Below are 26645 nucleotides of genomic sequence, written 5' to 3'. Positions count from 1 at the left end.
AGTCCTAAGACCCTGATCGGGCGGGAGCCCGATGCGTGGCGCGCGGGGCGGAGATTAGCGTTTCGGATGTGCCGAACACTCCCCCTGCCACGTCCCCGATCATTCCGTCACCCGTCTCCGGGCATGCTGAGGGGGTGAGCAACGACGAGTTCCGCGCCGCCATGTCCCGGCTGGCCTCGGGCGTGGTCCTGGTGACCGCGCAGGAGCCGCCGCTCGACCCGGACGACCCCTCGGCGCCGGGCAGCGAGGACGTGGGCATGACGGCCACGGCCTTCATGTCGGTGTCCCTGGACCCGCCCATGGTGCTGGTGAGCCTGCGCGAGGGCTCCCGCATGGACGAGCTGCTCGACGAACAGCCCCAGTGGGCGGTCTCCGTGCTGTCCGAGAGCCAACGGCACATCGCGGGCCGGTTCGCCATGAAGGGCCGGGTCAGCGACCGGCTGCTGTTCGCCGACATCCCGTACACGCGCGGCGAGTACACCGGGGCACCGCTGGTGGGCGGCGCCCTGGCCGTTCTGGAGTGCCGCACCGAGCAGCGCGTGCCGGCCGGCGACCACACGCTGGTCATCGGCCGTGTGCTGACCGCCCGCGTACCGAGCGCGGAGGGCGGGCCGCTGACGTACTTCCGGGGGCGCTACCGGCAGTTGGGGTGACCTGAGAAATCCCGTGGCCGCGTCGGCGCGGGCGCTCCTAGGGTGCCCGGATGACGATCCCCGCGCCCCGGCTCGAAGAGATCACCCCCGGGAACCTCGACGCCGCCCTCGGCATCCGCGTCCGCCCCGACCAGGAACACGCGGTCGCCCCGGTCGTGAAGTCACTGGCGGAGGCCTACGTCCATCCCGGCATCGCCTGGCCCCGCCTCATCGTCGACGGCGACCGCCCGGTCGGCTTTCTCATGGCCTGCCTCGGCATCGACTGGTACGGGGACGGCAGGGACTTCCGCTCGGGCCTGTGGCGGCTGAACATCGCGGCCGGTGAGCAGGGCAAGGGGTACGGCCGTTTCGCCGTCGAGTCCGTCGCCGCCGAGCTGCGGCGGCGCGACACCGGGAAGTTCTACGTCACCTGGCACCCGGGGCCGACCGGCCCCGAGGGCTTCTACCTGGGGCTCGGCTTCCGCCCGGACGGGGAGAACAGCGGGGGCCAGACGGTGGGGGTGCTGGAGCTGGATTAGCTCATGCTGGAGCTGGACTAGCTCCAGTCCCGCGCCGAGCGCCCCCTCTTGGTCTCCGAGCGCTGCTTCTTCTCGCGCAGCCGCCGCTCGTTGATGCCCCGGGGAATCCGGGTCGCCCTGCGCGGCTTGGGCGGGGGTGCGGTGGCCTCGGCCAGGAGGGCGGCCAGGCGTACGGCGGCGGACTCGCGGTTGCGCCACTGGGAGCGGTGCTCGGAGGACCGTACGGTGACGACTCCGTCGACCAGGCGCCCGGCCAGCCGCTCCAGCGCCCGCTGCTTCCACACCTCGGGCAGCGCCTCGGTCTTCGCCAGGTCGAAGCTGAGCTCGACCTTCGAGTCACTGGTGTTGACGTGCTGTCCGCCGGGCCCCGAGGAGCGCGAGAAACGCCACAGGAGCTCGGCCTCGGGCAGGGAGACGGAGCCGCGGATGACGTGGGGACCGGACATGCCGTCCATGTTCCCTCTCCTGTCCGGTCCACGTCATCCCAATAATCGCGAGTAAAGAAAGTAAAGGAGCAGGAACCTCGCGTACCCCTCTCCACGTTCAGGGGGGTAGCTGTAGCTTCGTTGCCGCAGCTTCTTTGCCGTACTGCCGTACGTAAACGAGGGAAGGGACTCCCAACAATGGCTGTAAGCCTGTCCAAGGGTGGCAACGTCTCGCTCACCAAGGAGGCTCCGGGCCTGACCGACGTCACCGTGGGCCTCGGCTGGGACGTCCGCACCACCACCGGGACGGACTTCGACCTCGACGCCTCCGCGATCGCGGTCAACACGCAGGGCAAGGTCTACTCGGACGCCCACTTCGTGTTCTTCAACAACAAGCAGACCCCGGACAACACCATCGTCCACACCGGTGACAACCGCACGGGTGAGGGCGCCGGCGACGACGAGGCGATCAACGTCAACCTCGCCGCCCTCCCGGCCGACATCGACAAGATCGTCTTCCCGGTGTCCATCTACGACGCCGAGAACCGCTCGCAGAACTTCGGCCAGGTGCGCAACGCCTACATCCGCATCGTCAACCAGGCCGGCGGCGCCGAGATCGCGCGCTACGACCTGTCGGAGGACGCGGCCACGGAGACGGCCATGGTCTTCGGCGAGCTGTACCGCAACGGCGCTGAGTGGAAGTTCCGCGCGGTCGGCCAGGGCTACGCCTCGGGCCTGGTCGGCATCGCCCAGGACTTCGGCGTGAACGTCTGACGGACGCCGAGCTTGTTCTGACTGTGGAGCCCCCGGCCCCTTGCAAGGGGCCGGGGGCTCCAGTCTTTTCCTGGGGGCGCGGGGAACTGCGCGACCAGCCACCACGCACCCGCGGACCCCCATACGCCCAAACCCCCACGGCGCTTCGGCTCCCTCACGGCCGCTCCGGCTTCCCCTCCCCGTACAGCCACTCCTCCCAGATCCCCTCGAAGTCCTCCCCGGGCGCCCGCTCCTCGACGTACGCCGTGAAGTCGGCCGTGTCCGCGTTCCCATGGCGATGCTCCGCCGCCCACCCCCGCAGGATGTCGAAGAACTCGTCGTCACCCACGGCCTGGCGGATCTTGTGGAGGACCATCGCGCCACGCTGGTAGACGGGGTCCCCGGAGATGTTCGCGGCGTCCACGGGCTTCGCGGGCGGGAACGCCCAAAGGTCCTTGTACGTCTTCTCCCCGTTCTCGTACAGCGCGTCGAAGGACTCCTGCGCGCTCTCCCCGCCGTGGTCCTCCCGCCACAGCCACTCCGCGTACGTCGCGAAGCCCTCGTTGAGCCACATGTCGCGCCAGCTCTCCGGCGTGACGGAGTCGCCGTACCACTGGTGGGCGAATTCGTGGACGAGGAGGGTGAGGCCGGGGGCGCCGGGGAAGACCGGCCGGGTCTGCGTCTCCAGGGCGTAGCCGACCTCGGCCGCGCGGTCGACGACCGCGCCGGTGGAGGAGAAGGGGTAGGGGCCGAATCGCCGCTCCGCCCAGCGCAGGATCTCGGGGACGCGCGCGAGCACCGCGCTGCTCGCCTCCCGCTCCACCGGATCGACGGCCATGTACACGGGCAGACCGTCGCGGGCGGTGGAGCGGGTGACGTCGTAGCGGCCGATCGCCAGCGTGGCGAGGTAGCTCGCCATCGGCTCGGCGGCGTGCCAGCTGAACCTCGTACGGCCGCCCTTCGCGGTCGTGACGTCGCGCAACTCCCCGTTGGATACCGCCCGGAGCCCCCGCGGCACGGTCACCGTGAGGTCGTACGTCGCCTTGTCCGACGGGTGGTGGTTGCCGGGGAACCACGCCATCGACCCCGTCGGCTCCCCCAGGGCGAGCACCCCGTCCGTGGTGCGCAGCCAGCCCTCCTGGGAGCCGTCGGGGTCGGTGACGGTCTCGGGCGCCCCGGAGTAGCGGATGGTCACGCGGAACGTCTCGTCCCGGCCGAGGTCCTCGCGCGGCCGGACGGTGAGCTCCTGCCCGGCGCGGTTCCAGCGGGCCGTCTCGCCGCCGACGGTGACCTTTCCGACGTCCAGGCCGATCAGGTCGAGGTTGAAGGCGGACAGGTCCTTGGTCGCCCGCGCGGTGAGTGTGGCCGTGCCGGTGAGGTGGTGGGCGTCGGGGTCGTAGGAGAGGCGCAGGCCGTAGTGGGTGACGTCGTAGCCGCCGTTGCCCGCCTTCGGAAAGTAGGGGTCGCGTACGCCTGAGCCGCCCGGAGTGCCGTGGACCCCGCCGCCACATGCCGTGAGGGCGAGGGCGGAGACGAGCAGGAGGAGCGCGGGCAGCGCAGGGACAAGACGTACAGACCGGGCCACGATCTCGATCCTATGGGGGGCGTGACAGCATCACTCCGTGCTCGACATCGGCTACGCCCTCTCCAACCGCTTCCCCGACCCGCCGCAGACCGACTACCGCCGCGCGGATGTCCGCGCCCTGCGGCACGACCTGTTCTGCGGTGACGTCTACCTGGCGGACACCAAGACGGACCACGAGGTGTCCACAGCCTGGGGATGGGTGCCGGTGCTCGACTTCGCGTGGGCGCTGTGCGACATCGTGGAGCGGATCGACCGGGACCCGGCGGGCTCGCGGGCGTCCCGGCCGCAGCGGGCGGAGCTGGACTTCACCGAGTCGACCGACCGGATGCTGTTCGAGCGCCGCTTCGGGTGGGTGGACATCGAGGCCGACTGGATGCGCGCGGAGGAGCCCCCGCTCACCGTCTCCCACAGCGAACTGCGCCGCGAGTCCCGGGACTTCCTGCACGACCTGATCGCCGACCTCACCGACCTGCACGACGACCTCGCCGAGAACCCGGCGATCTGGACCCTCCAGGCCCGATTTCCCCGGGTCTCCTGACAGCGGACCGCCACCGGGCTGACAGGATCGCCCTGCGACCGGCAGCGGATACAGCGGACACGGGGAGAACGGCGACATGAGCCAGGGGCGCGTGACCTACGGCCTGAACTACAAGATGACGCCACCGGTCATCGTCAGCGGAGAAGGGCTTGAGCGGGGCACCATCATCCGGCTTCACCGCGACCCCGACAGCCCCGCCCCGGACCGGCTCCGCTCACTGCGGGCCTTCCATCTGCGCGCGGAGGACTGGGCGCCGGTCGCCCGGGTGGTGACGGAGCAGCCCCTGGGGTCACGGCTGAGCGGACGCCCGGCGGTCTACCACGTCCTCGATCCCTACGGTGTGCCGCTCGGGCGGATCACCCTGCGGCGGCGCCGCGCCTTCCGGTGGGGTCGCGAACGCTGGACCGTGGAACCGGCGGCGGGGCCGGTCCTGCACGGGTACGTGGGCCGACTGGTGTGGTGGGCGCTGTGGTGGCCCTTCGGGCTGCCGGTCTATCTCCTCTTCCTGCTCCTGGCCCTGATGGCGGAGATCGACGACGGCTTCCGTCCGCCCCGGCGCATCACCTGGCGGGACGGCTCCCACCGCGCCCATGTCGTCTTCCGCGCGGTGGCCGAGGATTACCAACTGCTGCGGCCCGGACTGGACCCCCGTCTGGTCCACGCCCTCATAGCGCTGCACCAGTCCTATGACTGGCCGGAGCAGGCGGGGGAAGGTGGCTGGTACGAGTACTGAGGGTGAGCGTGCGGGGTCAGCCCTCCACCCTGATCCCCCACTCCACCGCCAGCACCGGTGCCAGATCCAGCAGTTGCGCCGTGCTGATCACCGCTCCCGACAGCCGGTCGAGCCCCCGGCTGGTCTCCAGCGACGCGGCCCCGCGCAGGTCGACGTCCGTGAGGGTCGCCGTGTGCAGGTCGGCACCCTTCAGGGCGCAGTCCACGAACTCCACCCGCTCCAGACGGGCGCCCCCGAAGTCCGGCTCGACGAGGACACAGCCCTCGAAGACGACGTCTCTGAGCCGGGCCGTGCGCAGATTCAGATAGTCGATCTTGCCGCCGCGGATCACCACCCGCTCCAGCACCGCCCCGTGCAACTGCGGTCCCCCCAGGCGGGCGTCGGTCAGCTCCACGTCCCGCAGGGTCGCCTCGGCGAGGTCGGTGCCGACGCCCCGCACACCGGTGAGGAGCGAGTCCAGGAACCGGGCATGCCGCAGCCGGGTCTCGTCCAGCGCGCACCCCGTCAGCGCACAGTCCATGAAACGGGCCCCCGCCCCGTCCTGCCCGGTGAGGTCCGCGTCCCGGAACTCCAGCCCGTCGTAGTCCCCGTCCGGCTCCAGCCCACCGCCCCCGTACGGCTCCAGCCCGGGCAGCCGCACCTCCGGTCGCCGCGCGCCCTTCACACCCGTACCGCCCGCCGCTCTCCTCGCCATGCCCCCCATGCTGCACCCCACCACTGACAACACCCCCTGACCTGCGCGAACACCGGCCATGTCACATTCCAGGCCCCGCGGGCGGTCGTAATCCCGAAGGCGATTGTCGACCTCAGGCCCCAGGGAGATCCCAGCCATGCACCGCATCACCGTCATCGGCGGCGGCTTCGCCGGACTGACCGCCGCCATCACCGCCGCCGAGGCGGGCGTCAAGGTCACCCTCCACGAAGCCCACCACACCCTCGGCGGCCGGGCCCGCACCGCCGAGGGCCCGTACCGCACGAACGAAGGCCCGCACGCCCTCTACAGCGGCGGCCCGCACTGGGCCTGGCTCAAGCAGCGCGACCTCCTCGGCCCGCTCGCCCCGATCCCGCCGCTGGAGGCCGCCCGGCTACGGCTGCGCCACCACGGCGTGCTGCGCCGCACCCCGCCCTTCCCGATGCTGAAGCTGCTGCGCCGGACCGCCCGGCAGGCGCCCGTGGACGTCGACTTCCTGAGCTGGGCGACCGGCATCGCGGGCGAGGAGGGCGCCCGGGCCGCCGCCCACTACTCCGCCGTCGCCCTCTTCCACCACGACCCCGGCTCCCTGTCGGCCGCGTTCGTGCAGGAGCGCCTGCGCCGGGCCACCAAGCTGCCGCCCGAGGCCCACTACCCGCGCGGCGGCTGGGCCAGCCTCATCGACCGGATGGCCGCCCGGGCCTGGAACCTGGGTGTCCGGATGGAGACGTTGTCCCGTGTCGACACGCTCCCCACCAACACCCCGGTGGTCGTCGCGACCTCCCTGGACGCCGCCCGGCGTCTGCTCGGCGACCCCTCCCTGACCTGGCCGAGCGGCCGTACCGCCCTCGTCGACCTGGCCGTGCGCACGCGGCGCGGGGACGCCTTCGCGGTCTCCGACCTGGACGCGCCCGGCTGGCTCGAGAGGTTCACCGCCCAGGACCGCGGCCTCGCCCCGGCCGGCGAGCAGCTCATCCAGGGGCAGCTCCCCCTCGCCCCGCACGAGTCCAAGGCCGACGGCACCGCCCGCGCCGAGGAGCTGCTCGACCTGGGTTTCCCGGGCTGGCGCGAGCGCGTCACCTGGCGGCGCGAGTCCGTCGCGGCGGGCCGTACGGGCGCGGTCGACCTGCCCGGCACCAGCTGGCGCGACCGGCCCGCCGTGGACCGGGGCGACGGTGTCTACCTGGCCGGCGACCAGGTCGCGGCCCCCGGTGTGCTGTCGGAGGTCTCCTTCAACAGCGCCCTGACGGCGGTGTCCCTGGCCCTCGGCCGGCGGGAGCTTGACCTCAAGCAAGCTTGAGGTTGAAAGCTGGGCGCAGACCACGACGACACGAGGAGCCTCGTATGCACGCCATACGCCTGCACGCCTTCGGCCCGGCCGAGAACCTCGCCTACGAACAGGTCGCGGACCCCCGGCCCGGCCCCGGACAGGTCCGGATCGCCGTACGGGCGGCGGGCGTCCACCTCCTGGACGCCGCCCTGCGCGAGGGCATGCCCGGAGGACCGGTGGCCGAGCCGGCACCCCTGCCCACCGTCCCCGGCCGCGAGGTCGCCGGCATCGTGGAGTCCCTGGGCGAGGGCGTCGCGGACCTGTGGCTCGGCAAGCGGGTCGTCGCCCACCTCGGCTTCGTCCCCGGCGGGTACGCCGAACTGGCCGTGACCGCAGTCGAACGGCTGCATGAGGTCCCGGAGAACCTGGACTTCGCCGAGGCCGTCGCCATGATCGGCACGGGCCGTACGGCGATGGGGATCCTCCAGTTCGCCGACCTCGGCCCCGGCTCGGTGGCCGTCGTCCCGGCCGCCGCCGGAGGCATCGGCACGCTTCTGGTGCAGTACGCCAAGAACGCCGGCGCGACCGTCATCGGCCTGGCGGGCGGGCCGGAGAAGGTGGCCCGCGTGCAGGCGAACGGTGCCGATCTCGCCGTCGACTACCGGGACCCGGCCTGGCCCGCGAAGGTCCGCGCCCACCTCGGCGGACGGAGCGCGACGGTCGTCTTCGACGGCGTCGGCGGGGACGTGGCCCGCGAGGCCGTCGCCCTCCTCGGCCCCGGCGGCAAGCACATCGTCTTCGGCTGGTCCGGCAAGGGCATCCTCGACGGCGAGCCCTACCTCGTCGACGGCGTCTCCGAGCAGGTCCTCGGCCCCGCGATGCTGGGAAAGGCCGGCGGCCCCGACCCCCTGCGCACCCTCGAACTGCGCGCCCTCACCGAGGCCGCCACCGGCCGGCTCACCCCGGCCGTCCAGCGCTTCCCGCTCCGCGAGGCGGCGGCGGCCCACCGGGCGCTGGAGAGCCGGGGCACGACGGGGAAGGTGGTCCTGGAGCCGTGACGTCCTGACCGGACACTGAAGAGGGCCCCGCTCACAGCGGGGCCTTCCAAAAGGGGGTCTGCCACCGGCAGATCAGCGAGCGACCGCCTTCGTCGCCGCGCTCACCGCCGACCCGTCCTTGTGCCCCGTGCGGTGAGCCGTCACCTTCACGGTGATCTTCTTGCCCTGCTGCGCCGCCTTCAGGACGAACGAGGACGTCGTCGCCCCGCTGACCGCCGTGCCGTTCGCGTACCACTGGTACCCGTACGAGGACGCGGCCGGGCTCCACGTCCCCGTGGACGCCTTGAGCGTCTTGCCGACCTTCACCGTCCCGCTGATGACGGGCAGGGTGGCCCCCTTGGGCGCGTCCCCCTTGGCCACGGTCACCGCCGCCGAGGACGCCGACCCGCTCCGCCAGCCGTCCTTGACCGCCGTCACGGTCACGCTGATCTTCTTGCCGGCCTGCGCCGCGGGGAGCCGGTACGCCGCCGCCGTGGCGCCGCCGATCGCTGATCCGTCCGCCTTCCACTGGTACGTGTACGAGGTCGGCGCCCCCGACCAGGTGCCCGGCGCCGCGCTGACCTCGGCGCCCACCTTGGGCGTGCCGGTCACCTTCGGTGCCGCGGTGTTCGCCAGCTCGGGCCGGGGCGACACGGTGAAGGTGCCGCGCTGGAACTCCCAGCCGCGTGTGATCACACTGACGTTCCAGACGCCGGTCGCCGCGCCCGTCAGGTCCATGGTCGCGGTCACCGACCGGTTGTCGGCGGCGACCGAGTCCGCCTCCGCCTCGATCGTCTTGCCGGCCTGGCTCAGCCGGACCGTGACGTCCTTCCCCAGCGCGGTGCCGGTGACCGTGAGCTTCACCTTGCCGCCGGTGGCGCCCGTGTCGGGGCTGACGGCGGTGACATCCGTCTTCTCCGTGCCGCACAGCGCGGACGAGCAGATGAGTTCGGCGCTGTAGGCCGTTTTCGACGCCTTCTCCGGCAGCCCGAGCAGGAACAGCGACGGCGTACTCGCGGAGGACGGGCTGTGGACGGCGCAGTCGTAGCCCTCCGGGAGGAAACGCGTGCAGCCGTTCTTCCAGGTGGACGTGTCGTACAGAACGGGTACCGCCTTGACGTCGGCGCCCGCCGTGTCCTTGATGTCGGTGCCGAACCGGTCGAATCCCGCGGTGGGCAGCGCCGCGCACACGGCGGTGCGCGACTCGTCCAGCGTGCCGGTGACCGGCCCGTATCCGAACGCCACGGACGGCACCCGCACGCACTCCGGGGCGGGCCCGTCGGCGGTCGCGATCCGCAGCCGCTCCAGGCGGTAGTCGGGAGCCGCCTTCAAGTGGGCCGGCGTCTGCACGAGAACCTGGTGGGTGGTCGAACCGCTCACCGCGCAGGACGCGTTGCGGAACGAGCACTCCACCCGGCCGTCCCCGGCGACCACCGCACTGTTGGCGGTACCGAGCGCGTCCCGCACGTCGACGTGTACGACGTCGGTCGCCGCGGCCGTGGTCACCTGGTGGCAGTTGATGGTGCCCGGCGCCGCGTACGCGCTCTTCAGGGACGCCCCGCCGACCTTCACCGCGGCGGTCTCGGCACAGCCGGCGCTGGACGCGCTCGCCGTGACGTCACGCCGGGTCAGGCTGTACGTCGCGGCCTCGTCCCGGCCCGTCACCAGCACGGTGTGGGCCTTGCCCGGCGTCAGGGAGCAGATCGTCCAGCCGTCGGTGGTGGCGTAACGGTCGCAGACGCGCTTGCCGTCGGAGTCCAGCACCGAGAAGCCGGCCGGAGCGGTCCCCGCGGTCGTGGTCAGCTGAAGCAGCTCCGCGTCCGAGTGGGCGTCGGCCGGGATGCTCAGGCAGTGCGCGAAGACGCCGCCGCCCGTGGTCAGCGTGGCCTTCGCGCCGCCCGGGGCGAAACTGCCCGCGGGCAGGGCGGCGCAGCCCTCGGCGGCGTCGGTGCGGTGGAAGGCGACCGCGTAGGGGCCGGTGGCCGTGTCGCCGCTGTCCTCGGTGTGGACCAGCGCGCGGAACGGAGCCTCACCGGAGAGCGCGCAGTCACCGTCCCCCAGCGCCTCGCTGTCGCACTGCGGGGTGCCCGCGCGGTCCAGGACCTCCACCTCGGGGGTCAGCCCGGCCGAGGAGTTCGCGGTGAGCGCGGCGATCCGGGCGCCCGTCGGCACGGGCAGCGTCAGGCAGTCGTACTGCCCGACTGTGCTCAGCTCGCCCTTGTACAGGCCGGTCCCGATCTCCTCGCAGCCGGCGTCGGAGGCCCGGTCGAACACGACCAGCCGGTCCCGGGAGGTCTCGAAGGGGTAGCTGTCCAGGACAGCGGTGTAGGTGCCCGCCGCGCGGATCCGGCACGGGTCGGTGCCGGAGTCGCACACGGTCAGCCCCTCGGCGTCGTGGACCCGGACCGCCCCGGCCGACCGGTTCTCGTCCACGGCGTGCACGGTGTGGGGCCCGGCCCGCTCGGCGGTGAAGGTGTAGCAGAGGTCGGTACGGAAGTCCTGCGGCTCCAGCGGGCCGTACGGCAGGACGGAGGCGGTCGTGCAGCCCTGCGGGTCGTTCAGCCTGCGCACCTGGAGCGCGTAGGCGGCAGGGAAGCCGGTCTCCGAGCGGGAAACGCTCGACAGCACCCGGTAGGGGCCGTCGCCCGGCAGCACGCAGCTGTCCTCGCCGTCCTCCGGGAAGTGCTCGCAGATCCGGTCACCGGTCTCGTCGGTGATCCAGGCGACCGACTCGCCGTACACCTTGCGCTGCAGCTTCAGCCGGATCCGCTCTCCGGGCCGGCCCTCGAAGGCCTGGCAGTCCAGCGCCAGCGGGCTCGCCGCGTTCCGGATCACCGCGGGCTGGTCCCAGCCGGTGCCGACCGGCTCGCCGCAGCCACGCGTGGACGAACCGAGCGGGACGACGGTGAGCTCGGTCTTCTCGTCGTCGACCCAGCCGCTGTTGACGACCTTCACGGTGTACGTACCGGCCTCGGGGACCTCGCACCAGCCCTCGGAGCGGTACTCCTCGTCGAAACAGTCGACCTCGGCGCCGTCCGCGTCGAGCAGTCGCGCGTAGGCGTTGTTCTGGCTGTCCTCCAGCGTCACCAGATGCAGACCGGGCGCGGTGGCCGTCATGGTGAAACAGGCGCTGCTCTGGGCCGGGACGGTCGCCTTGCCGACGGCGTCACCGGGGTCCCCGAACGCCGCGAGCGCGAGCGGCGCACACTCCGAGTCGTCGGCCTCGGCAGAGCCCGCCCCCGTCAGGCTCAGCAGTGAGGCGAACAGCGAGACGACGGCAGTGGACGCGAAGGCCCGCGCCCGTCTCGGTCTTCGGGACGCGGGTGCGTCGGTGTACGGCATGACAATCCCCCCTGGATCATTGGTCGTTGGCGAGATGTTCGCACATGGGTACGACACGGCGCCCATGAGTATCGAGCGCCCCACGGCACACGCCGGTTCGGGCGACGGACGGTGCCCGCCGAATTCAGGTGACCGGCCCGGCGCACCCCCACTACCGTGCCGAGAGTGATCGAGATCCCTCGCGAACTGGCGGCATCACAGGAGAAGTTCAACGGCGAAGCGGGTCGCGCCTTCATCACCGCACTGCCGGATCTGACGACCCGCTTCCTCGACCACTGGAACCTGAAACCCGACGGCCCCCCGATGCACGGCGTCTCCGCCCTGGTCCTCCCGGTCCTCCGCGCCGACGGCACACCCGCGGTCCTCAAGCTCCAGATCCTCGACGAGGAGAGCGAAGGCGAACCGGTGGCGCTGCGCGCCTGGAACGGCGACGGAGCGGTCCGCCTCCTCGACCACGACGAGCCCACCGGCACGATGCTGCTGGAGCGCCTCGACGAGACCCGCATGCTGTCCCACGTGCCGGACACCCACCAGGCCGTCGTCACGATCGCGGAGCTCCTCGCCCACCTCACCGCCTTCCCCGCCCCGCCCGGCCTGCGCCGCCTCGGCGACATCGCCCGGGCCATGCTCGACCAGACCCCGTGGGCCCTCGACCGCATCCCCGACCCCGAGGCCCGCCGCCTGGTCGCCGACTGCGCGGCCGCCGTACGGGAGGTCGTCGACGAACCGGGCGACCGGCTCCTGCACTGGGACCTCCACGACGAGAACGTCCTCGCGTCCGACCGCGCCCCCTGGCTGGCGATCGACCCCAAACCCCTGGCCGGCCACCCCGGCTTCGAACTGTGGCCGGCCCTGGACAACCGCTTCGACCCCGACGACATCCTCTGGCGCTTCGACGCCATGACCGACATCCTCGCCCTGGACCGCCCCCGAGCCCGGGCCTGGACCCTCGGCCGCCTCCTCCAGAACGCCCTGTGGGACATCGAGGACGCCCGCCCCATCGACAACGACCAACTCGAAATCGCCCACCGCCTCCGCACCCACGGCGTCTGACCGATGCGGCCCTTCCTCCCCGGCCTCGAACTCTCCCGCCGCTTCTACACCGAAGCCGTACGCCCGCTCCTGGACGAGGCCCTCCCCGGCATCCCCCACTCCGCCGCCCGCCTCGGCAGCGGCTCCGAGGTCCTCGGCTACGACACCCCGCGCTCGGCCGACCACGAGTGGGGACCGCGCCTCCAGTTGTTCCTGCGCCCCCAGGACACCGGCGACCACGGCCCCCGCCTCACGGCCCTGCTCTCCCGACGCCTCCCGAAGACCTTCCTCGGCCACCCCACCCACTTCGCCCTCACCGGCGAGGACCCGGGCACCGACATCCGCGTCATGACCAGGACCGACGGCCCGGTCCACCACCGCGTCGACATCACGGACCCGGGCACCTGGTTCACCACCCGGCTCGGCTTCGACCCGTCCGAGGACATCACCACCACGGACTGGCTGGCCACCCCCACCCAGCGCCTGGCCGAGGCCACCGCGGGCGCGGTCTTCCACGACGACCTCGACCGGCTCACCCCAACCCGCGCGGCCCTGAGCTGGTACCCGCACGACGTCTGGCTGTACGTCCTGGCCTGCCAGTGGAAACGCGTCTCCCAGGAGGAGGCCTTCGTGGGCCGCTGCGGCGAGGTGGGCGACGAACTCGGCTCCGCGGTCGTCACCGCCCGCCTGGTCCGCGACCTGATGCGCCTGTGCCTCCTGATGAACCGCCGCTACCCGCCCTACAGCAAGTGGCTGGGCACCGCCTTCACGGAGACCCCCCAGGGCCCGGTCCTCACCCCCACCCTGACCGCGGCCCTCACCGCCGGGGACTGGCCCACCCGCGAACGCCACCTCGCCCAGGCCTACGAAGCCCTCGCCACGCACCACAACGCACTCGCGCTGACACCCCCGCTCGACCCCACTCCCCGCCCCTACCACGGCCGCCCGTTCCAGGTCCTCCACGCGGAACGCTTCACCGCGGCCCTGCGCGCCCGCATCACGGACCCGGACCTGCGCACACTGCCGGACACCGGCGCCGTCGACCAGTGGGTGGACAGCACCGACGCACTGAGCGACGTCCAGAACAGAAAGAAGCCCAGGCCCGGAGAGACCCGGCCTGGGCGATGAAGAGCCCCCTGTCGGATTCGAACCGACGACCTACGCATTACAAGTGCGTTGCTCTGGCCAGCTGAGCTAAGGAGGCCCGTACGGGTGTGCACCCGCACGTGCCCGAGCAGTGTACCCAGGTCCCCGAGGGGCCCCGTCGAAAATTTCCGCGAAGTTCACAGGGCCGGAGGTACTGACAGACCAGGTGAACGCCAGGTACCGTCCTGAGCCAGTTCACACGCGTGGACTACACCACAACGGAATCACCGTCGTGGCACCGCCTTCCTACTCGGATCGTCCGGCACGTTCCTGCCGGTAGAAGGGGTTCTTTCATCATGGCCACTGTCTCGTTCGACAAGGCGACCCGGATCTACCCGGGCACCGAAAAGCCCGCTGTTGACGCGCTGGAGATCGACATCGAGGACGGCGAGTTCCTCGTCCTCGTCGGCCCGTCCGGCTGCGGCAAGTCCACCTCGCTCCGCATGCTCGCGGGGCTCGAGGACGTCAACGCCGGCGCCATCCGCATCGGCGACCGCGACGTCACCCACCTGCCGCCGAAGGACCGGGACATCGCCATGGTGTTCCAGAACTACGCGCTCTACCCGCACATGACCGTCGCCGACAACATGGGCTTCGCGCTCAAGATCGCCGGCGTCAACAAGGCGGAGATCCGGCAGAAGGTCGAGGAGGCCGCGAAGATCCTCGACCTCACCGACTACCTGGACCGCAAGCCGAAGGCGCTCTCCGGTGGTCAGCGCCAGCGTGTCGCCATGGGCCGCGCCATCGTGCGTGAGCCGCAGGTGTTCCTCATGGACGAGCCGCTGTCCAACCTGGACGCCAAGCTCCGCGTCAGCACCCGTACGCAGATCGCGAGCCTGCAGCGCCGCCTCGGCATCACCACCGTCTACGTCACCCACGACCAGGTCGAGGCCATGACGATGGGCGACCGCGTGGCGGTCCTCAAGGACGGTCTGCTCCAGCAGATCGACACCCCGCGCAACATGTACGACAAGCCCGCCAACCTCTTCGTGGCCGGCTTCATCGGCTCCCCCGCGATGAACCTGGTCGAGGTGCCGATCACCGACGGCGGCGTGAAGTTCGGCAAGTCGGTCGTGCCGGTGCAGCGCGACGCGATCGCCGCCGCCACCGACAAGACCGTCACCGTCGGTGTCCGCCCCGAGCACTTCGACGTGTCGGACGCCGAGCAGGGCCTGGCGGTCACCGTGAACGTCGTCGAGGAGCTCGGCGCCGACGCCTACGTCTACGGCACCGCGAAGGTCGGCGAGGACTCCAAGGACCTCGTCGTCCGCGTCAGCGGCCGTGACGTCCCGGAGAAGGGCAGCCAGCTGCACATCGTGCCCCGCTCCGGCGAGACCCACGTGTTCTCGACGTCGACCGGCGCCCGCCTGTCCGACTGACGGCAACCGCAAACACCCAACCCCGGGTAATTCACCCAGGTTGACGAAGAAGGCCCCGCAGAGCGCTGCGGGGCCTTTCTCGTTGTCGACAAATACCCCGGCAGACCGGACGTTTCGAGCAGTGTGCGTCAACGCCCTACCCAAAAAAGGGCCCTCTCTCATCCCCCGAACCGGTGACTAAATGTCTACAAACCATTACCCCGCGCTACCCTCACACGCGTGAAGCACTCCACTACCCAACAGACGCGACGCGGCCGGGGCCCCGCCCGCCGGATCGGCCGCACCCTCGCTTTCGTCCTGCCCGTCGTCCTGGTGCTCTCCGGGACCCTCGCGGTGAGCCGAGTCAACTGGTCGGGGGGCTCCTCCGACCCGGTGCTCACCGCAGCGGACACCGCGACGTCCGCCGGCTCCGCACGTGCCGCCAAGCGCGCCCCGCAGGACGTCCTGCGCGACAAGCTGCTGACGGAGCTGCAGCAGGAGAATCCGGGCGTCGCCCTCACCCACCTCCAGCAGGCCGTGCACGACCGCCCGTCGCTGGCCCGGCACTGCGCGTCCATCGCCCGCGCCCTCGGCCAGGCCGCCGTCCGGGTCTACGGCCCGACGCGCGCCCAGTCCTTCGCCCGCCCGGTCTGCGACACCGCCTTCGCCACCGGCGTCGCCGCCGCCCACAGCTGAGCCCACCGCCCTGCCACCGGGTGGGAAGTCGATAGCGGCAGACGCGGGACCCCCTCGTCCGCCGAAGCCCCCGGGCGGGACGCCCCGTACAGTTCGGTCTCATGAGCGATCCGAGCGCCGCGTCCCGCCCCGTTCAAGCCGTCGTTCTGGCCGGCGGCCAGGGCTCCCGGCTGCGTCCGTACACCGACGACCGGCCCAAGCCGATGGTCGAGATCCCCGGGACGGGGACACCGATCATCGGCCATCAGCTGTCCTGGCTCGCCGAGGAGGGCGTGACGGACGTGGTGGTCTCCTGCGGCCACCTCGCCGATGTGCTGCAGAAGTGGCTGGACACGGCCGAGCTGCCCGTCTCCGTCACCACGGTCGTGGAGTCGGAGCCCCTCGGCCGCGGCGGCGGCCTCAAGTACGCCGCGGCTCACCTGCCCCACCCGGACCAGCCCTGGTACGCCACGAACGGCGACATCTGGACCCGGTTCTCGCTGCGTGACATGGCCGACTTCCACACCGAGCGGGACGCGATCGCGACGCTCGCCCTGGCCCGGCCCCGCCTGCCGTGGGGCGCCGTGAAGACCGACGGCTTCGGCCACATCACCGACTTCATCGAGGCCCCGCCGTCGACCTTCGAGATCAACGCGGGTGTCTATGTCTTCTCCCCCGAGTTCGCGGAGCTGCTGCCGCAGCGGGGCGACCATGAGCGTACGACGTTCCCTCGCCTGGCCCGGGAGCAGCGACTGGCCGGGTTCACGATCCCGCAGGGGTCCTACTGGCGTGCCATCGACACGGCGAAGGACCTGACGGAGGCGGCGAAGGAACTGGCCGCCACGGGTCGTTGAGAACGCGCCCAGGAGAGACGAGAGGGGCCCCGCACCGTGACGGTGCGGGGCCCCTCTCGTCTCTCCTGCGCCGGTCGGGCCGCTAGCCCAGCAGGCCGCCCACCAGGCCCGGCTGGCCCGAGGAGGAGCCGTCGCCGGTGCCGCCGGTCGAGCCGGAGCCGCCCGTCTCGGAGCCGCCGGACGTGGGCCCGGAGGTCGTGCTCGGCGCCTCGTCGGCCGGGGAGGACTGACGGGGCGGGGCCTGGCCCGCGCTGCCCTGGGTCTGGCTGGGCGAACCGCCGGTGACGGTGCCGCTGCCCCGGGTGGCGTCCGGCCGGGTCGTGGTGCCCGCGGTGGGGCTGGCCGAGCCGGCCGTGGCGCCCTGGGTGGGCGACGTGGAGGCCGACGGGGTCCTCTTCTCCTTCCGCTTGCCCGGTTCGCCCGGGAGCGGGGAGCCCGGCAGCTCGTTGCGCGGGGCCTCGCCGGGGCCGGGGACGACGACCCGGTCGGCGTCGCGGACGGCGCCGCCGAGCAGCGAGCCGACGAGCAGGGTGAATCCGGTGGCGATGGCGGTGACGAGGGCGCCGCGGCGCAGCACGTAGCCGCGCAGGTCCCAGATGTCGGCGCGGGGCCCGAGGCGGCGCCAGGCGCTGCCGGCCAGCCGGCCGTCGACGGAGTAGACAGGGGCGCCGGCGATGATCAGCGGGGACCAGGCGGCGAGGTAGATGATGTCGGGCGTCTCGTAGGCGGGGACGCTCTTCCAGCTCACGGTGACGAGCAGCGCGGCCGAGAGCAAGGCGCCGAAGGCGGCGGCGACGCGCTGCCAGCAGCCCAGGACCGTCAGGACACCGACGATGACCTGAGCGAAGGCGATGACAAGACCGGAGCCGACCGGGTGCTGCAGGGCGAACTGGCGCAGGGGCTCGGCGACTTCCCAGGGGTGCAGGGTGTTGAGCCACTTGACCATCGAGCCGCGCTTGCCGCCGTCGAAGTAGACGGGGTCGCACAACTTGCCCATGCCGGCGTAGATGGAGATGAAGCCCAGGAACACACGCAGCGGGAGCAGGACGACGCCGAGGTTCATCCGGCGGCCCGGATAGTAGGCGTGCCGGGCCGGGTCGTCGGCGTGGCGCCTGGGGGTGCGCCCGGTCTCGTCCGCGCCGGCGGTGAGGTCCTCGAAGTCCTCTTCCGCGTAGGCGGGTTCGTCGTAGGCGCTGCCGACGGTGCGCATGGGGGGCAGCAGCCGGGTGCCGTCGGAGTGGGTGCGCTGGGGGCCGACGACGGGGGTCTCGACCGTCTGGTCGAGGTCGTCCTCGTATCCGGCGCCGTAGCCGTCGCCCGGGTATCCGGTGCCGCCGTAGCCCGTGTTCCCGTGGCCGGTGCCCGGGCGGGCGATGACCTGGGTGGCGCCGGCGTCGGCGGCGGGCTCCTCGGCGTGGCGGACGCTTTCGTGCCGTACGGCCTGGAGGAGCCGGTGGGCGCCGGTGTCGTCGGGCGCGGATCTGCCGCTCCAGACGACGGGCCTGCGGCGGGCGGTGGCCCCGTCCGCCTGGCCCCCGGCGGTGGTGACGGGGATGCGGGCGGTGTCCTCGCTGGCGGTCAGGTGCCGTGCGACCCGTGGGGACTGGACGCGACGCGTCGAGACGCCCAACTGCACGCGAAAAGACGCGTGATTGACGATGACCTGCGCCGGGTCGCTCGGCACCTTCACCATGCTCAGCGCGGGAGCGTCGTCGAGTCCCGACGAGCGGTCCCCCGTGGGAGTGCGGGGTGTTCTGGTGTCCACACTCATCTAACCGAGTGACGTCACGATAGGACACTGCTTTGACCGGGCCGGATCTGTCCGGACCCCGTCAAGCTTGTCCTTGTCGCCCCGACGTCCCCCGAATTACCCCGTACGGGTGAAGTTCCGGATGCCTGTTCAGCGACGTCGGCGAGCCGCCTCGTACAGCACGATCCCCGCCGCCACACCGGCGTTGAGCGATTCGGTGCCGCCCGGCATGGGGATCCGCACCCGGTAGTCGCACGTCTCGCCGACCAGCCGGCCCAGTCCCTTGCCCTCGCTCCCGACGACGATGGCGACGGGCCCGCCCAGGGCCTCGAGATCGCCGAGTTCGACCTCACCGTCGGCGGCCAGGCCGACGACCACGATGCCGGCCTTCTTGTACTGCTCCAGCGTGCGCGTCAGGTTGGTGGCGCGGGCGACGGGCGTACGGGCGGCAGCGCCGGCGGACGTCTTCCAGGCACCCGCCGTCATCCCGGCGGCCCGGCGCTCGGGCACGACGACGCCGTGCCCGCCGAAGGCCGAGACGGACCGGACGACCGCGCCGAGGTTGCGCGGGTCGGTCACCCCGTCGAGCGCGACGATCAGCGGGTCCTCGCCCTCGTCGGCGGCGGCAGCGGCCAGGTCCTCGGGGTGGGCGTACTCGTACGGCGGGACCTGGAGCACCAGGCCCTGGTGGTTCAGCCCGTTCGTCATCCGGTCGAGCTCGGGGCGCGGCGCCTCCATGAGGTTGATGCCCCCGCGCTCGGCGGCGAGTTGCAGGGCCTCGCGCACCCGCTCGTCGCTGTCGATGAACTGCTGCACGTACAGCGTCGAGGCCGGCACGCCCTCGCGCAGCGCCTCGACGACGGAGTTGCGCCCGACGACCAGCTCCGAGGTGCCCTTGGCGCGCGGGCCCTTGGTGCGGCTCTGGGCGCGGCGCGACTTGGCCTGGGCGGCGCGCTGCTTGGCGTGTCCCTTGCGCGCCTCGGCGGGCGGCGTCGGCCCCTTGCCTTCCAGGCCCCGGCGCCGCTTGCCGCCACTGCCGACCTGCGCGCCCTTCTTGCCGGACATGCGGCGGTTGTTCGCGGCCATGAGCTACCCGTCTCCGTGAAGTGGTTCGTACGTACGTCTGCGTACGTCTGTTACGTCTGTGCCTGTTACGTCTATGCAGTGTGCCGCCCGGAGGCCCGGGCGGCACAGTCGATCAGCCGTGGGCCTTGTCTCAGCGGGGGCCGAGACTCCAGCGCGGACCCTGCGGACTGTCCTCGATGACCAAGCCGGACTGGGCCAGCTGGTCGCGGATGGCGTCCGCGGTGGGCCAGTCCTTGCGGGCCCGGGCGGCCTCGCGCTGGTCGAGGACCATGCGCACGAGCGTGTCGACCACGCCGTGCAGGTCGTCGCCGCGGTCGCTCTCCCCGGACCAGTGCTCGTCGAGCGGGTCGAGGCCGAGGACGCCGAGCATCGCGCGGACCTCGGCGAGCCGGGCCACGGCGGCTTCCTTGTCGTCGGCGGCCAGCGCGCTGTTGCCCTGCCGGACGGTGGTGTGCACCACGGCCAGCGCCTGGGGCACGCCCAGGTCGTCGTCCATGGCCTCGGCGAAGGCGAGCGGCACGTCGGCGGAGGGCTCGACGACGCCGGCCTTCTCCACCACGCGCTGCACGAAGCCCTCGATCCGCGCGAACGCCGACTCGGCCTCGCGCAGCGCCTCCTCGCTGTACTCGATCATCGAGCGGTAGTGCGGCGTGCCGAGGTAGTAGCGCAGCACGATGGGCCGCCAGCGCTTGACCATCTCGCTGACCAGGACCGAGTTGCCGAGCGACTTGGACATCTTCTCGCCGCTCATGGTGACCCAGGCGTTGTGCAGCCAGTACCGCGCGAATTCGTCGCCGTAGGCCTTGGCCTGGGCGATCTCGTTCTCGTGGTGCGGGAAGACCAGGTCGAGGCCGCCGCCGTGGATGTCGAAGGCGGTGCCGAGGTACTTGTGCGCCATCGCCGAGCACTCCAGGTGCCAGCCCGGGCGGCCGCGGCCCCACGGCGTCTCCCAGCTCGGTTCCCCCGGCTTCGCCGCCTTCCACATGGCGAAGTCCCGCGGGTCGCGCTTGCCGGTCTCGCCGGCGCCGGACGGCTGCTGGAGGTTGTCCAGCTCCTGGTTGGACAGCTCCAGGTAGCCCGGGAAGGAGCGCACGTCGAAGTAGACGTTGCCGTCGGCCTCGTAGGCGTGCCCGCGCTCGATCAGGCCGCGCATCATCTCGACCATCTCGGTGATGTGGCCGGTGGCACGCGGCTCGTAGGTCGGCGGCAGGCAGCCGAGGGCGTGGTAGCCGTCGTTGAACGCGCGCTCGTTCTCGTAACCGATGGCCCACCAGGGGCGGTTCTGGTCGGCCGACTTGGCGATGATCTTGTCGTCGATGTCGGTGACGTTCCGCACGAACGTGACGTCGTAGCCGCGGTGGGCGAACCAGCGGCGCAGGATGTCGAAGTTCAGGCCGGAGCGGATGTGGCCGATGTGCGGGGCGGCCTGCACGGTGGCACCACACAGGTAGATCGAGACGCAACCCGGCTGGAGCGGGGTGAAGTCACGGATCTGCCGGGCGCTGGTGTCGTACAGGCGAATAGTCACGGGACCAGGGTAGTAGGCCGTGGGGTATGTACGGCACCGTTCCCGGGTGCGGGTGCGTGAGGGCTGGTCGCGCAGTTCCCCGTGCCCCCGATGGCCGGACCGGTCATCCGCGCTTCACGACCAGCGCCGTTGCCACCGCCATGAGGCCCTCGTCGCGTCCGGGGAAGCCGAGGCCGTCCGTTGTTGCCCCCGACACCGACACCGGCGCGCCTGCCGCCTCCGACAACAGCTTCTGCGCCTCGTCCCGCCGCTTTCCGATCTTCGGACGGGGGCCCACCACCTGTACGGCGATGTTGCCGATCCGGAAGCCGGCCTCACGGACGATCCGGGCCGCCTCCGTCAGGAGCGTGACCCCCGACGCGCCCGACCACTCGGGGCGGCCCGTGCCGAAGTGCTGCCCGAGGTCGCCGAGGCCGGCCGCGGAGAACAAGGCGTTGCAGGCGGCGTGGGCGACGACGTCCGCGTCGGAGTGGCCCGCGAGGCCCGGCCCCTCGCCCTCCCACTTCAGGCCGGCGCACCACAGCTCGCGGCCCTCCTCGAAGGCGTGGATGTCGGTGCCGATGCCGACCTGGGGAAGCGGGAACTCGTCAGAAGCCATCGTTGAGCCTCCTGCGGGCCAGGACCGCCTCCGCGAGGACCAGGTCCAGGGGCCGGGTGACCTTGAAGGCCTCCTCGTGCCCGGGCACGGCCACGACGGTGAGACCGAGCTGCTCGACCATTCCCGCGTCGTCGGTGACCTCGCCGGTCACGGTCTCGTGCGCCCGGACCAGCGTGGCCCGGTCGAAGCCCTGCGGGGTCTGCACCGCACGCAGCAGCGCGCGCTCCGGCGTGGCGACGACCGGCTCCGGCTCGCCGGGGGCCCGCGCGGGCTCGACCTGCTTGACGGTGTCGGCGAGCGGCAGCGCCGGGACCACGGCCGGGGCACCGTCCCGTACGGCCTCGATCACGGCGTCGACGGTGTCCACCGGCACCAGCGGGCGGGCCGCGTCGTGCACCAGGACGATGTCGTGGCCGGACGGCAGCGCGTCCAGGCCGAGCTTCACGGACTCCTGGCGGGTCTGCCCGCCCGGGACGACGAGGAAGTCCGTCCGCTCGGGCAGCGCGTGCGCGTCGAGCAGCGACTTGACCTCGGCGGCTCCGTCGGGCGGGGCCACGACGACGACCAGGGAGACGGCGCGGGAGGCGGCCAGCGCCCGCACCGCGTGGATGAGCATGGGGGTGCCGCTCAGCGCGCGGAGCGCCTTGGGGGCGCCCGGGCCGAGCCGTACACCGCGGCCGGCGGCCGGGATCACGGCCGCCGTACGGGCTGCCGAGGGGGCGGCCGGCGGGGAAGGGCGTGATTCGTCAGACATCGGTTCCTGTCAGGTTTGTGTGCTGGCCTGGCGTGGGTATGGCCTGGAGGAGTGCCGGGCGCGACGCGCTCGACCGGACCCTTCCGTGACGCTGGTCGAGCCGGCTGCCCGGGCCCGGCACGCCAAAGCAACCGGGGCGTGAGTGATAACACATCCCGGGGTGACGGTGCACCGGCATCCGAGTACGAACATGCCGCAGCGCCCGGCGACAGGGAATTCGTCATCGGGCACCGCGGCATTTCGATGTGCAGCGTTGATCAGCAGATTGCTGATCGACGGGTTTCGCCTCAGGAGGCGAGTACCTCGTCGAGCAGGGCCTCGGCCTTGTCCTCGTTGGTGTTCTCCGCGAGGGCGAGTTCGCTCACCAGAATCTGGCGGGCCTTGGCGAGCATGCGCTTCTCGCCTGCGGAGAGTCCACGCTCGCGCTCACGACGCCACAGGTCACGCACGACTTCCGCGACCTTGATGACATCGCCGGAGGCGAGCTTCTCCAGGTTTGCCTTGTATCGACGGGACCAGTTCGTGGGCTCCTCGGCGTACGGTGCGCGCAGCACCTCGAAGACCCGGTCCAGCCCGTCCTGACCGACCACATCACGCACGCCGACGAACTCCGCATTGTCCGCTGGCACACGCACCGTCAGGTCGCCCTGGGCGACCTTCAGCACCAAGTAGGTCTTGTCCACGCCTTTGATCTGGCGAGTTTCGATGGCCTCGATCAGCGCGGCCCCGTGATGGGGATAGACCACGGTGTCGCCAACCTTGAACGTCATGTGACAGGTACCCCTTCCGTGGCTATCCAGGGTAACACGGAAACTGCGGGTTCTGAATGGCGTTTTCGCAGGTCAGGGCATATCTCGGGGCTTGACAAGTCCGACAGGAACGTGCTTCGACCAGGGGATGGAAGAAGGTATTCGCAGGTGGGAGCGGCTGTCCGGGCCGAGCGAAACGCGTACGTTACACGCATCCGGAGCACCCTCCAGACGGCCGAACATCCCGATATGTCCCGTTCCGTATGATCGACTTCCGCTACTCCGTTCGGAGGCCCGAGCGGGGTTCCGGTCGAATCCGGAATTGATCACGAGGCATCCGGGCGAGCCGTAGGTGATCAATTCCGGGGTGGTCCGCGCATTCCTTCACGGAAGTTTTGCGGTACTGCCCGGGACTCTTATGTGAATGCCGGGCGAGCGCTCCGCCAATGTGACCCAGGAGTCACATGTGGCGCAGGAGTCAGTTGTGAGACAGGTGGGATCAGAGGTGCCGGGGGGTCGGGTGCGGCCCTGCCGGAACGGCTCGGTAACCTGAGGCCTGCTGACACACACTTAGGGCGGCTTTATCGGCCGCTCTGCTCGAGTCAAGGAGTTGCCGCCGCCGTGAGCAGCAGCCTTCGACGCGGCGCCCTCGCCGCTGCCGCCGTCGCGTTCTCGATCGCCTCGCTCGCCGCGTGCGGCGCCGGCAACAGCGCTCAGACACTGGAGATCCAGCCGGACCACGCGGCGACCAGCGTCGGCGACATCAAGATCCAGAACGCCGTGGTGATCACCCAGCCCGACCTGGAGTCGACCGGCCCGGCCGCGATCTCCGCGACCTTCTTCAACTCCGGCAAGACCGCAGAGACACTGGAGTCCATCACCATCCCTGGCACGGGCAAGACCGCCGAGCTCAAGCCCGCCAAGGGTGGCAGCCTCAGCATCCCGGCCGGCGGCTCGCTGATCCTGGGCGGCAAGGGCAACGCGACCGCCATGCTGCCGAGCAGCCGCGAGGCCGTGCAGGACGGCAACGCCCAGAAGGTCACCTTCACCTTCAGCAAGACGGGCGCCGTGAGCCTGCGCGCGTTCGTCGTCCCCGCCGAGCACTACTTCAAGGAGTGGGGCCCGACCGAGGTGCCCGCCGCGCCGGGCGCGTCGGGAGCCCCGTCCGGGTCGCCGTCCGGTTCTCCGGCCGAGGGCGAGCCGGGCGCGCCGGAGAGCCCCGCCGCCGGTGAGACCCCGGGCGGTCACGAGTCGCCGGCCACGCCGACCGACGCGGCTTCGGCCAGCGCGACGGGCGGCGCGGGCGCCGGGCACTGAGCGGCCGCGACAGTCGTAGAAGGGGCGGGACCTCCTGGAGGTCCCGCCCCTTCTGTTTCCGTCCGTCTCCGTCGCCGTCGCCGGCGTGCGGCTCACGGCTCGGACTGTGCGGCTTACGGCCCGGACTGTGCGGCTTACGGCTCGAACTTGTAGCCCAGGCCGCGGACCGTCACCAGGTAGCGCGGGGCGCCCGGGTCCGGCTCGATCTTGGCGCGCAGGCGCTTGACGTGGACGTCGAGGGTCTTGGTGTCACCGACGTAGTCGGCGCCCCAGACCCGGTCGATGAGCTGCATCCGGGTCAGCACGCGCCCGGCGTTGCGCAGCAGCATCTCCAGCAGGTCGAACTCCTTCAGCGGCAGGTCGACCTTGGTGCCGCCGACGGTGACCACGTGCCGGTCGACGTCCATGCGGACCGGGCCGGCCTCCAGCGCGGCCGGTGTCACCTCCTCGGGCTCGCCGCGGCGGCGCAGGACGGCCCGGATACGGGCGACCAGCTCGCGCGAGGAGAACGGCTTGGTGACGTAGTCGTCGGCTCCTATCTCCAGCCCGACGACCTTGTCGATCTCGCTGTCCTTGGCGGTCACCATGATGACGGGGACGTTGGAACGGCCGCGCAGCTGGCGGCACACCTCAGTGCCCGGCAGGCCGGGCAGCATCAGGTCGAGCAGGACGAGGTCGGCGCCGTTGCGCTCGAACTCGTCGAGTCCGTCGGGCCCGGTGGTCGCGACCGCGACCTCGAAGCCCTCCTTGCGGAGCATGTACGACAGGGCGTCGGAGAAGGACTCCTCGTCCTCGACGACGAGCACTCGGGTCACGGAAGGACCTCCGGGGCAGGAAGCGTTTCGTACGCGGTTGATTCGGGGGATGTGGGGGTGGACCGCCCGGCCTCCTCGTCGAGGCCCGCGCCTCCTGCGCGTATCTCTCGGGCGGGCTGCTGATGTGCGCGGTCGCGGGCCGCACCGGCCTCCGGCAGCCGCAGGGTGAAGGTGGAGCCCTGGTTCTCGGCACTCCACACCGAGACCTCCCCGCCGTGCGAGGCGGCCACGTGCTTCACGATCGCCAGCCCCAGTCCCGTACCACCGGTGGCACGGGAGCGAGCGGGGTCGACGCGGTAGAAGCGCTCGAAGATGCGCTCCTTGTCCTTGTCGGAGATGCCGATGCCCTGGTCGGTGACGGCGATCTCGATGTGCTCCCCGCCGGACGCGTTCACCCTGCGGGCGGCTATGCCGACGCGGGTCCGGGCGGGCGAGTAGTTGACCGCGTTCTCGACGAGGTTGCCGAGCGCGGCGGCGAGCTGGCCGCGGTTTCCCCAGACGTGCAGGTCGGCGGTGCCGCCCGCGGCCATGGTGATCTGTTTGGTGCCCGCCTGGTGCCGGCAGCGGTCGATGGCCTCGGCGACGAGTTCGTCGACGCGGACCGGCTCGGCGTCCTCCAGCGGGTCGTCGTTCTGCACCCGCGACAGGTCGATGAGTTCCTGGACCAGGCTGGTCAGGCGGGTGGCCTCGATCTGCATGCGCCCGGCGAACCGCTCGACGGCCTCGGGGTCGTCGGAGGCGTCCATGACGGCCTCGGAGAGCAGCGAGAGGGCGCCGACCGGGGTCTTCAGCTCGTGGCTCACGTTGGCGACGAAGTCGCGCCGGACCGCCTCGATACGGCGGGCCTCGGTGAGGTCCTCGACGAGCAGCAGCACCAGCCGGGAGCCGAGCGGCGCGACCCGCGCGGAGACGGCCAGGGCGTCACCGCGTCCGGTACCGCGCCGCGGCAGGTCCAGCTCCACCTGGCGTATCTCCCCGTCGCGCCTGGTGTCCCGGGCCATCTGCAGCATCGGCTCGACGGCGAGCTTGCCGCCGCGGACCAGCCCGAGGGCGTACGCCGCCGAGCTCGCCTTGACCACGGCGTCCGCCTCGTCGAGGACGACGGCGGAGGACCTGAGCACCGACAGGACGGTGTCCACGCCCGGCGGGAGCACCGGGTCCGTGTGCAGGGAGGTACGTGTGGGGCGCTTCTGCTCGCGCTCGCTCCACCGGAACGCCAGCATGGCGATGACACCGGTGAGCACCCCGGCGATCGCAGCCACTGCGGCGACCGCCGCGTTCACGTCCATGCACCCAGGTTAGGCATGGCTCGGGCACGGGCCACAGCCGTCGGACTGCGACCTCGAACACTCGTCGCCCAGAGTTCACCTTGGAGCCAGTATTGGTTCATTTGGGATGACGGAAACGGACGCGTACGGGCCGGAACGTGGGAGCGTGG

General features: G+C 71.6%; 25 protein-coding genes and 1 tRNA gene. 13 read left to right on the top strand and 13 right to left on the bottom strand.

Going from position 1 to position 26645, the window contains the following annotated elements; genetic code table 11:
* Positions 1-68 precede the first annotated feature (68 nt).
* Both AC07DF_RS27300 and AC07DF_RS27295 read left to right on the top strand, forming a co-directional pair.
* Positions 69-653, top strand: a complete 585-nt coding sequence (locus AC07DF_RS27300) for a flavin reductase family protein (RefSeq protein WP_478976672.1) — start codon at positions 69-71, stop codon at positions 651-653.
* 50 nt (positions 654-703) lie between these two features.
* Positions 704-1171 (top strand): GNAT family N-acetyltransferase, encoded by a 468-nt coding sequence (locus AC07DF_RS27295; RefSeq protein ID WP_478976670.1) that lies wholly within the window; start codon positions 704-706, stop codon positions 1169-1171.
* A 17-nt stretch (positions 1172-1188) separates the two neighbouring features.
* Here AC07DF_RS27295 and arfB read toward each other — a convergent pair whose 3' ends face one another.
* Complete coding sequence (arfB, locus tag AC07DF_RS27290) at positions 1189-1626, bottom strand: alternative ribosome rescue aminoacyl-tRNA hydrolase ArfB (protein WP_478976667.1); 438 nt, start codon at positions 1624-1626, stop codon at positions 1189-1191.
* 168 nt (positions 1627-1794) lie between these two features.
* Here arfB and AC07DF_RS27285 point away from each other — a divergent pair, with 168 nt between their 5' ends.
* On the top strand, positions 1795-2370 hold the full coding sequence (locus tag AC07DF_RS27285) for a TerD family protein (protein ID WP_033312269.1): 576 nt from the start codon (positions 1795-1797) through the stop codon (positions 2368-2370).
* A 154-nt stretch (positions 2371-2524) separates the two neighbouring features.
* Here the strand turns inward: AC07DF_RS27285 and AC07DF_RS27280 are convergent, their stop codons facing one another.
* The gene (locus AC07DF_RS27280; RefSeq protein ID WP_478976662.1) at positions 2525-3934 is read right to left on the bottom strand and encodes a M1 family metallopeptidase; all 1410 of its coding nucleotides are present in this window, start codon (positions 3932-3934) and stop codon (positions 2525-2527) included.
* Between the two features lie 37 nt (positions 3935-3971).
* Between AC07DF_RS27280 and AC07DF_RS27275 the strand changes: the two genes are divergently transcribed.
* Complete coding sequence (locus tag AC07DF_RS27275) at positions 3972-4472, top strand: hypothetical protein (RefSeq protein ID WP_399017381.1); 501 nt, start codon at positions 3972-3974, stop codon at positions 4470-4472.
* Positions 4473-4548: 76 nt separating this feature from the next.
* Positions 4549-5205, top strand: a complete 657-nt coding sequence (locus AC07DF_RS27270) for a hypothetical protein (protein ID WP_478976658.1) — start codon at positions 4549-4551, stop codon at positions 5203-5205.
* 16 nt (positions 5206-5221) lie between these two features.
* Here the strand turns inward: AC07DF_RS27270 and AC07DF_RS27265 are convergent, their stop codons facing one another.
* Positions 5222-5899: a pentapeptide repeat-containing protein gene (locus AC07DF_RS27265; RefSeq protein WP_478976655.1), complete on the bottom strand. Its 678-nt coding sequence runs from the start codon at positions 5897-5899 to the stop codon at positions 5222-5224.
* A gap of 136 nt (positions 5900-6035) precedes the next feature.
* Between AC07DF_RS27265 and AC07DF_RS27260 the strand changes: the two genes are divergently transcribed.
* Both AC07DF_RS27260 and AC07DF_RS27255 read left to right on the top strand, forming a co-directional pair.
* Positions 6036-7196 carry an FAD-dependent oxidoreductase gene (locus AC07DF_RS27260; protein WP_478976652.1) on the top strand — a complete coding sequence of 387 codons (1161 nt, stop codon included), beginning with the start codon at positions 6036-6038 and terminating at the stop codon, positions 7194-7196.
* A 44-nt stretch (positions 7197-7240) separates the two neighbouring features.
* Positions 7241-8224 (top strand): zinc-binding dehydrogenase, encoded by a 984-nt coding sequence (locus AC07DF_RS27255; protein ID WP_478976649.1) that lies wholly within the window; start codon positions 7241-7243, stop codon positions 8222-8224.
* A 72-nt stretch (positions 8225-8296) separates the two neighbouring features.
* Here AC07DF_RS27255 and AC07DF_RS27250 read toward each other — a convergent pair whose 3' ends face one another.
* Positions 8297-11545: a Tat pathway signal protein gene (locus tag AC07DF_RS27250; protein WP_478976646.1), complete on the bottom strand. Its 3249-nt coding sequence runs from the start codon at positions 11543-11545 to the stop codon at positions 8297-8299.
* 156 nt (positions 11546-11701) lie between these two features.
* Between AC07DF_RS27250 and AC07DF_RS27245 the strand changes: the two genes are divergently transcribed.
* Positions 11702-12598 carry an aminoglycoside phosphotransferase family protein gene (locus AC07DF_RS27245; protein WP_478976643.1) on the top strand — a complete coding sequence of 299 codons (897 nt, stop codon included), beginning with the start codon at positions 11702-11704 and terminating at the stop codon, positions 12596-12598.
* A gap of 3 nt (positions 12599-12601) precedes the next feature.
* Positions 12602-13705: a DUF4037 domain-containing protein gene (locus AC07DF_RS27240; protein ID WP_478976640.1), complete on the top strand. Its 1104-nt coding sequence runs from the start codon at positions 12602-12604 to the stop codon at positions 13703-13705.
* Positions 13706-13707: 2 nt separating this feature from the next.
* Here the strand turns inward: AC07DF_RS27240 and AC07DF_RS27235 are convergent.
* Positions 13708-13781, bottom strand: a tRNA-Thr gene (locus AC07DF_RS27235).
* Positions 13782-14019: 238 nt separating this feature from the next.
* On the opposite strand from AC07DF_RS27235, the gene AC07DF_RS27230 reads away from it, so the two are divergent.
* From AC07DF_RS27230 to AC07DF_RS27220, 3 genes are all read left to right on the top strand, one after another.
* Positions 14020-15102, top strand: a complete 1083-nt coding sequence (locus tag AC07DF_RS27230) for an ABC transporter ATP-binding protein (protein WP_478976637.1) — start codon at positions 14020-14022, stop codon at positions 15100-15102.
* A 219-nt stretch (positions 15103-15321) separates the two neighbouring features.
* Positions 15322-15777, top strand: a complete 456-nt coding sequence (locus AC07DF_RS27225) for a hypothetical protein (RefSeq protein ID WP_478976634.1) — start codon at positions 15322-15324, stop codon at positions 15775-15777.
* Positions 15778-15878: 101 nt separating this feature from the next.
* On the top strand, positions 15879-16610 hold the full coding sequence (locus tag AC07DF_RS27220) for a nucleotidyltransferase family protein (RefSeq protein ID WP_478976631.1): 732 nt from the start codon (positions 15879-15881) through the stop codon (positions 16608-16610).
* An 82-nt stretch (positions 16611-16692) separates the two neighbouring features.
* On the opposite strand, the gene AC07DF_RS27215 is transcribed toward AC07DF_RS27220, so the two are convergent.
* The 6 genes from AC07DF_RS27215 to AC07DF_RS27190 all read right to left on the bottom strand — a co-directional run bounded on the left by AC07DF_RS27215 (position 16693) and on the right by AC07DF_RS27190 (position 23096).
* Positions 16693-18381 (bottom strand): DoxX family protein, encoded by a 1689-nt coding sequence (locus AC07DF_RS27215; RefSeq protein ID WP_478976628.1) that lies wholly within the window; start codon positions 18379-18381, stop codon positions 16693-16695.
* Positions 18382-18510: 129 nt separating this feature from the next.
* Positions 18511-19446 carry a 23S rRNA (guanosine(2251)-2'-O)-methyltransferase RlmB gene (gene rlmB / locus AC07DF_RS27210; RefSeq protein WP_478976625.1) on the bottom strand — a complete coding sequence of 312 codons (936 nt, stop codon included), beginning with the start codon at positions 19444-19446 and terminating at the stop codon, positions 18511-18513.
* Between the two features lie 130 nt (positions 19447-19576).
* On the bottom strand, positions 19577-20974 hold the full coding sequence (cysS, locus tag AC07DF_RS27205; RefSeq protein WP_478976622.1) for a cysteine--tRNA ligase: 1398 nt from the start codon (positions 20972-20974) through the stop codon (positions 19577-19579).
* Between the two features lie 103 nt (positions 20975-21077).
* Positions 21078-21572, bottom strand: a complete 495-nt coding sequence (gene ispF, locus AC07DF_RS27200; RefSeq protein ID WP_478976619.1) for a 2-C-methyl-D-erythritol 2,4-cyclodiphosphate synthase — start codon at positions 21570-21572, stop codon at positions 21078-21080.
* Positions 21562-22326, bottom strand: a complete 765-nt coding sequence (gene ispD, locus AC07DF_RS27195) for a 2-C-methyl-D-erythritol 4-phosphate cytidylyltransferase (protein WP_478976616.1) — start codon at positions 22324-22326, stop codon at positions 21562-21564. The genes ispF and ispD overlap by 11 nt, the downstream gene beginning before the upstream one ends.
* Before the next feature lie 287 nt (positions 22327-22613).
* The gene (locus AC07DF_RS27190; protein WP_003953493.1) at positions 22614-23096 is read right to left on the bottom strand and encodes a CarD family transcriptional regulator; all 483 of its coding nucleotides are present in this window, start codon (positions 23094-23096) and stop codon (positions 22614-22616) included.
* A gap of 600 nt (positions 23097-23696) precedes the next feature.
* On the opposite strand from AC07DF_RS27190, the gene AC07DF_RS27185 reads away from it, so the two are divergent.
* Positions 23697-24392 carry a copper chaperone PCu(A)C domain-containing protein gene (locus tag AC07DF_RS27185; protein ID WP_478976613.1) on the top strand — a complete coding sequence of 232 codons (696 nt, stop codon included), beginning with the start codon at positions 23697-23699 and terminating at the stop codon, positions 24390-24392.
* 134 nt (positions 24393-24526) lie between these two features.
* Here AC07DF_RS27185 and phoP read toward each other — a convergent pair whose 3' ends face one another.
* Positions 24527-25207 carry a two-component system response regulator PhoP gene (gene phoP, locus AC07DF_RS27180; RefSeq protein WP_004929857.1) on the bottom strand — a complete coding sequence of 227 codons (681 nt, stop codon included), beginning with the start codon at positions 25205-25207 and terminating at the stop codon, positions 24527-24529.
* Positions 25204-26496: a two-component system sensor histidine kinase PhoR gene (gene phoR / locus AC07DF_RS27175; protein ID WP_478976609.1), complete on the bottom strand. Its 1293-nt coding sequence runs from the start codon at positions 26494-26496 to the stop codon at positions 25204-25206. The genes phoP and phoR overlap by 4 nt, the downstream gene beginning before the upstream one ends.
* Between the last annotated feature and the right edge of the window lie 149 nt (positions 26497-26645).

It is taken from the genome of Streptomyces sp. NPDC044719 (genome assembly GCF_056433405.1).
This window is presented reverse-complemented; position numbering and strand designations above follow the sequence as displayed.

What these genes read in the sequence shown, in the direction of transcription:
- AC07DF_RS27295 (WP_478976670.1), top strand. Translation starts at nt 704, where the DNA reads ATGACGATCCCCGCGCCCCGGCTCGAAGAGATCACCCCCGGGAACCTC.
- arfB (WP_478976667.1), bottom strand. Translation starts at nt 1,626, where the DNA reads ATGGACGGCATGTCCGGTCCCCACGTCATCCGCGGCTCCGTCTCCCTG.
- AC07DF_RS27285 (WP_033312269.1), top strand. Translation starts at nt 1,795, where the DNA reads ATGGCTGTAAGCCTGTCCAAGGGTGGCAACGTCTCGCTCACCAAGGAG.
- AC07DF_RS27270 (WP_478976658.1), top strand. Translation starts at nt 4,549, where the DNA reads ATGAGCCAGGGGCGCGTGACCTACGGCCTGAACTACAAGATGACGCCA.
- AC07DF_RS27265 (WP_478976655.1), bottom strand. Translation starts at nt 5,899, where the DNA reads ATGGCGAGGAGAGCGGCGGGCGGTACGGGTGTGAAGGGCGCGCGGCGA.
- AC07DF_RS27260 (WP_478976652.1), top strand. Translation starts at nt 6,036, where the DNA reads ATGCACCGCATCACCGTCATCGGCGGCGGCTTCGCCGGACTGACCGCC.
- AC07DF_RS27255 (WP_478976649.1), top strand. Translation starts at nt 7,241, where the DNA reads ATGCACGCCATACGCCTGCACGCCTTCGGCCCGGCCGAGAACCTCGCC.
- AC07DF_RS27250 (WP_478976646.1), bottom strand. Translation starts at nt 11,545, where the DNA reads ATGCCGTACACCGACGCACCCGCGTCCCGAAGACCGAGACGGGCGCGG.
- AC07DF_RS27240 (WP_478976640.1), top strand. Translation starts at nt 12,602, where the DNA reads ATGCGGCCCTTCCTCCCCGGCCTCGAACTCTCCCGCCGCTTCTACACC.
- AC07DF_RS27230 (WP_478976637.1), top strand. Translation starts at nt 14,020, where the DNA reads ATGGCCACTGTCTCGTTCGACAAGGCGACCCGGATCTACCCGGGCACC.
- AC07DF_RS27220 (WP_478976631.1), top strand. Translation starts at nt 15,879, where the DNA reads ATGAGCGATCCGAGCGCCGCGTCCCGCCCCGTTCAAGCCGTCGTTCTG.
- AC07DF_RS27215 (WP_478976628.1), bottom strand. Translation starts at nt 18,381, where the DNA reads ATGAGTGTGGACACCAGAACACCCCGCACTCCCACGGGGGACCGCTCG.
- rlmB (WP_478976625.1), bottom strand. Translation starts at nt 19,446, where the DNA reads ATGGCCGCGAACAACCGCCGCATGTCCGGCAAGAAGGGCGCGCAGGTC.
- ispF (WP_478976619.1), bottom strand. Translation starts at nt 21,572, where the DNA reads ATGGCTTCTGACGAGTTCCCGCTTCCCCAGGTCGGCATCGGCACCGAC.
- ispD (WP_478976616.1), bottom strand. Translation starts at nt 22,326, where the DNA reads ATGTCTGACGAATCACGCCCTTCCCCGCCGGCCGCCCCCTCGGCAGCC.
- AC07DF_RS27190 (WP_003953493.1), bottom strand. Translation starts at nt 23,096, where the DNA reads ATGACGTTCAAGGTTGGCGACACCGTGGTCTATCCCCATCACGGGGCC.
- phoR (WP_478976609.1), bottom strand. Translation starts at nt 26,496, where the DNA reads ATGGACGTGAACGCGGCGGTCGCCGCAGTGGCTGCGATCGCCGGGGTG.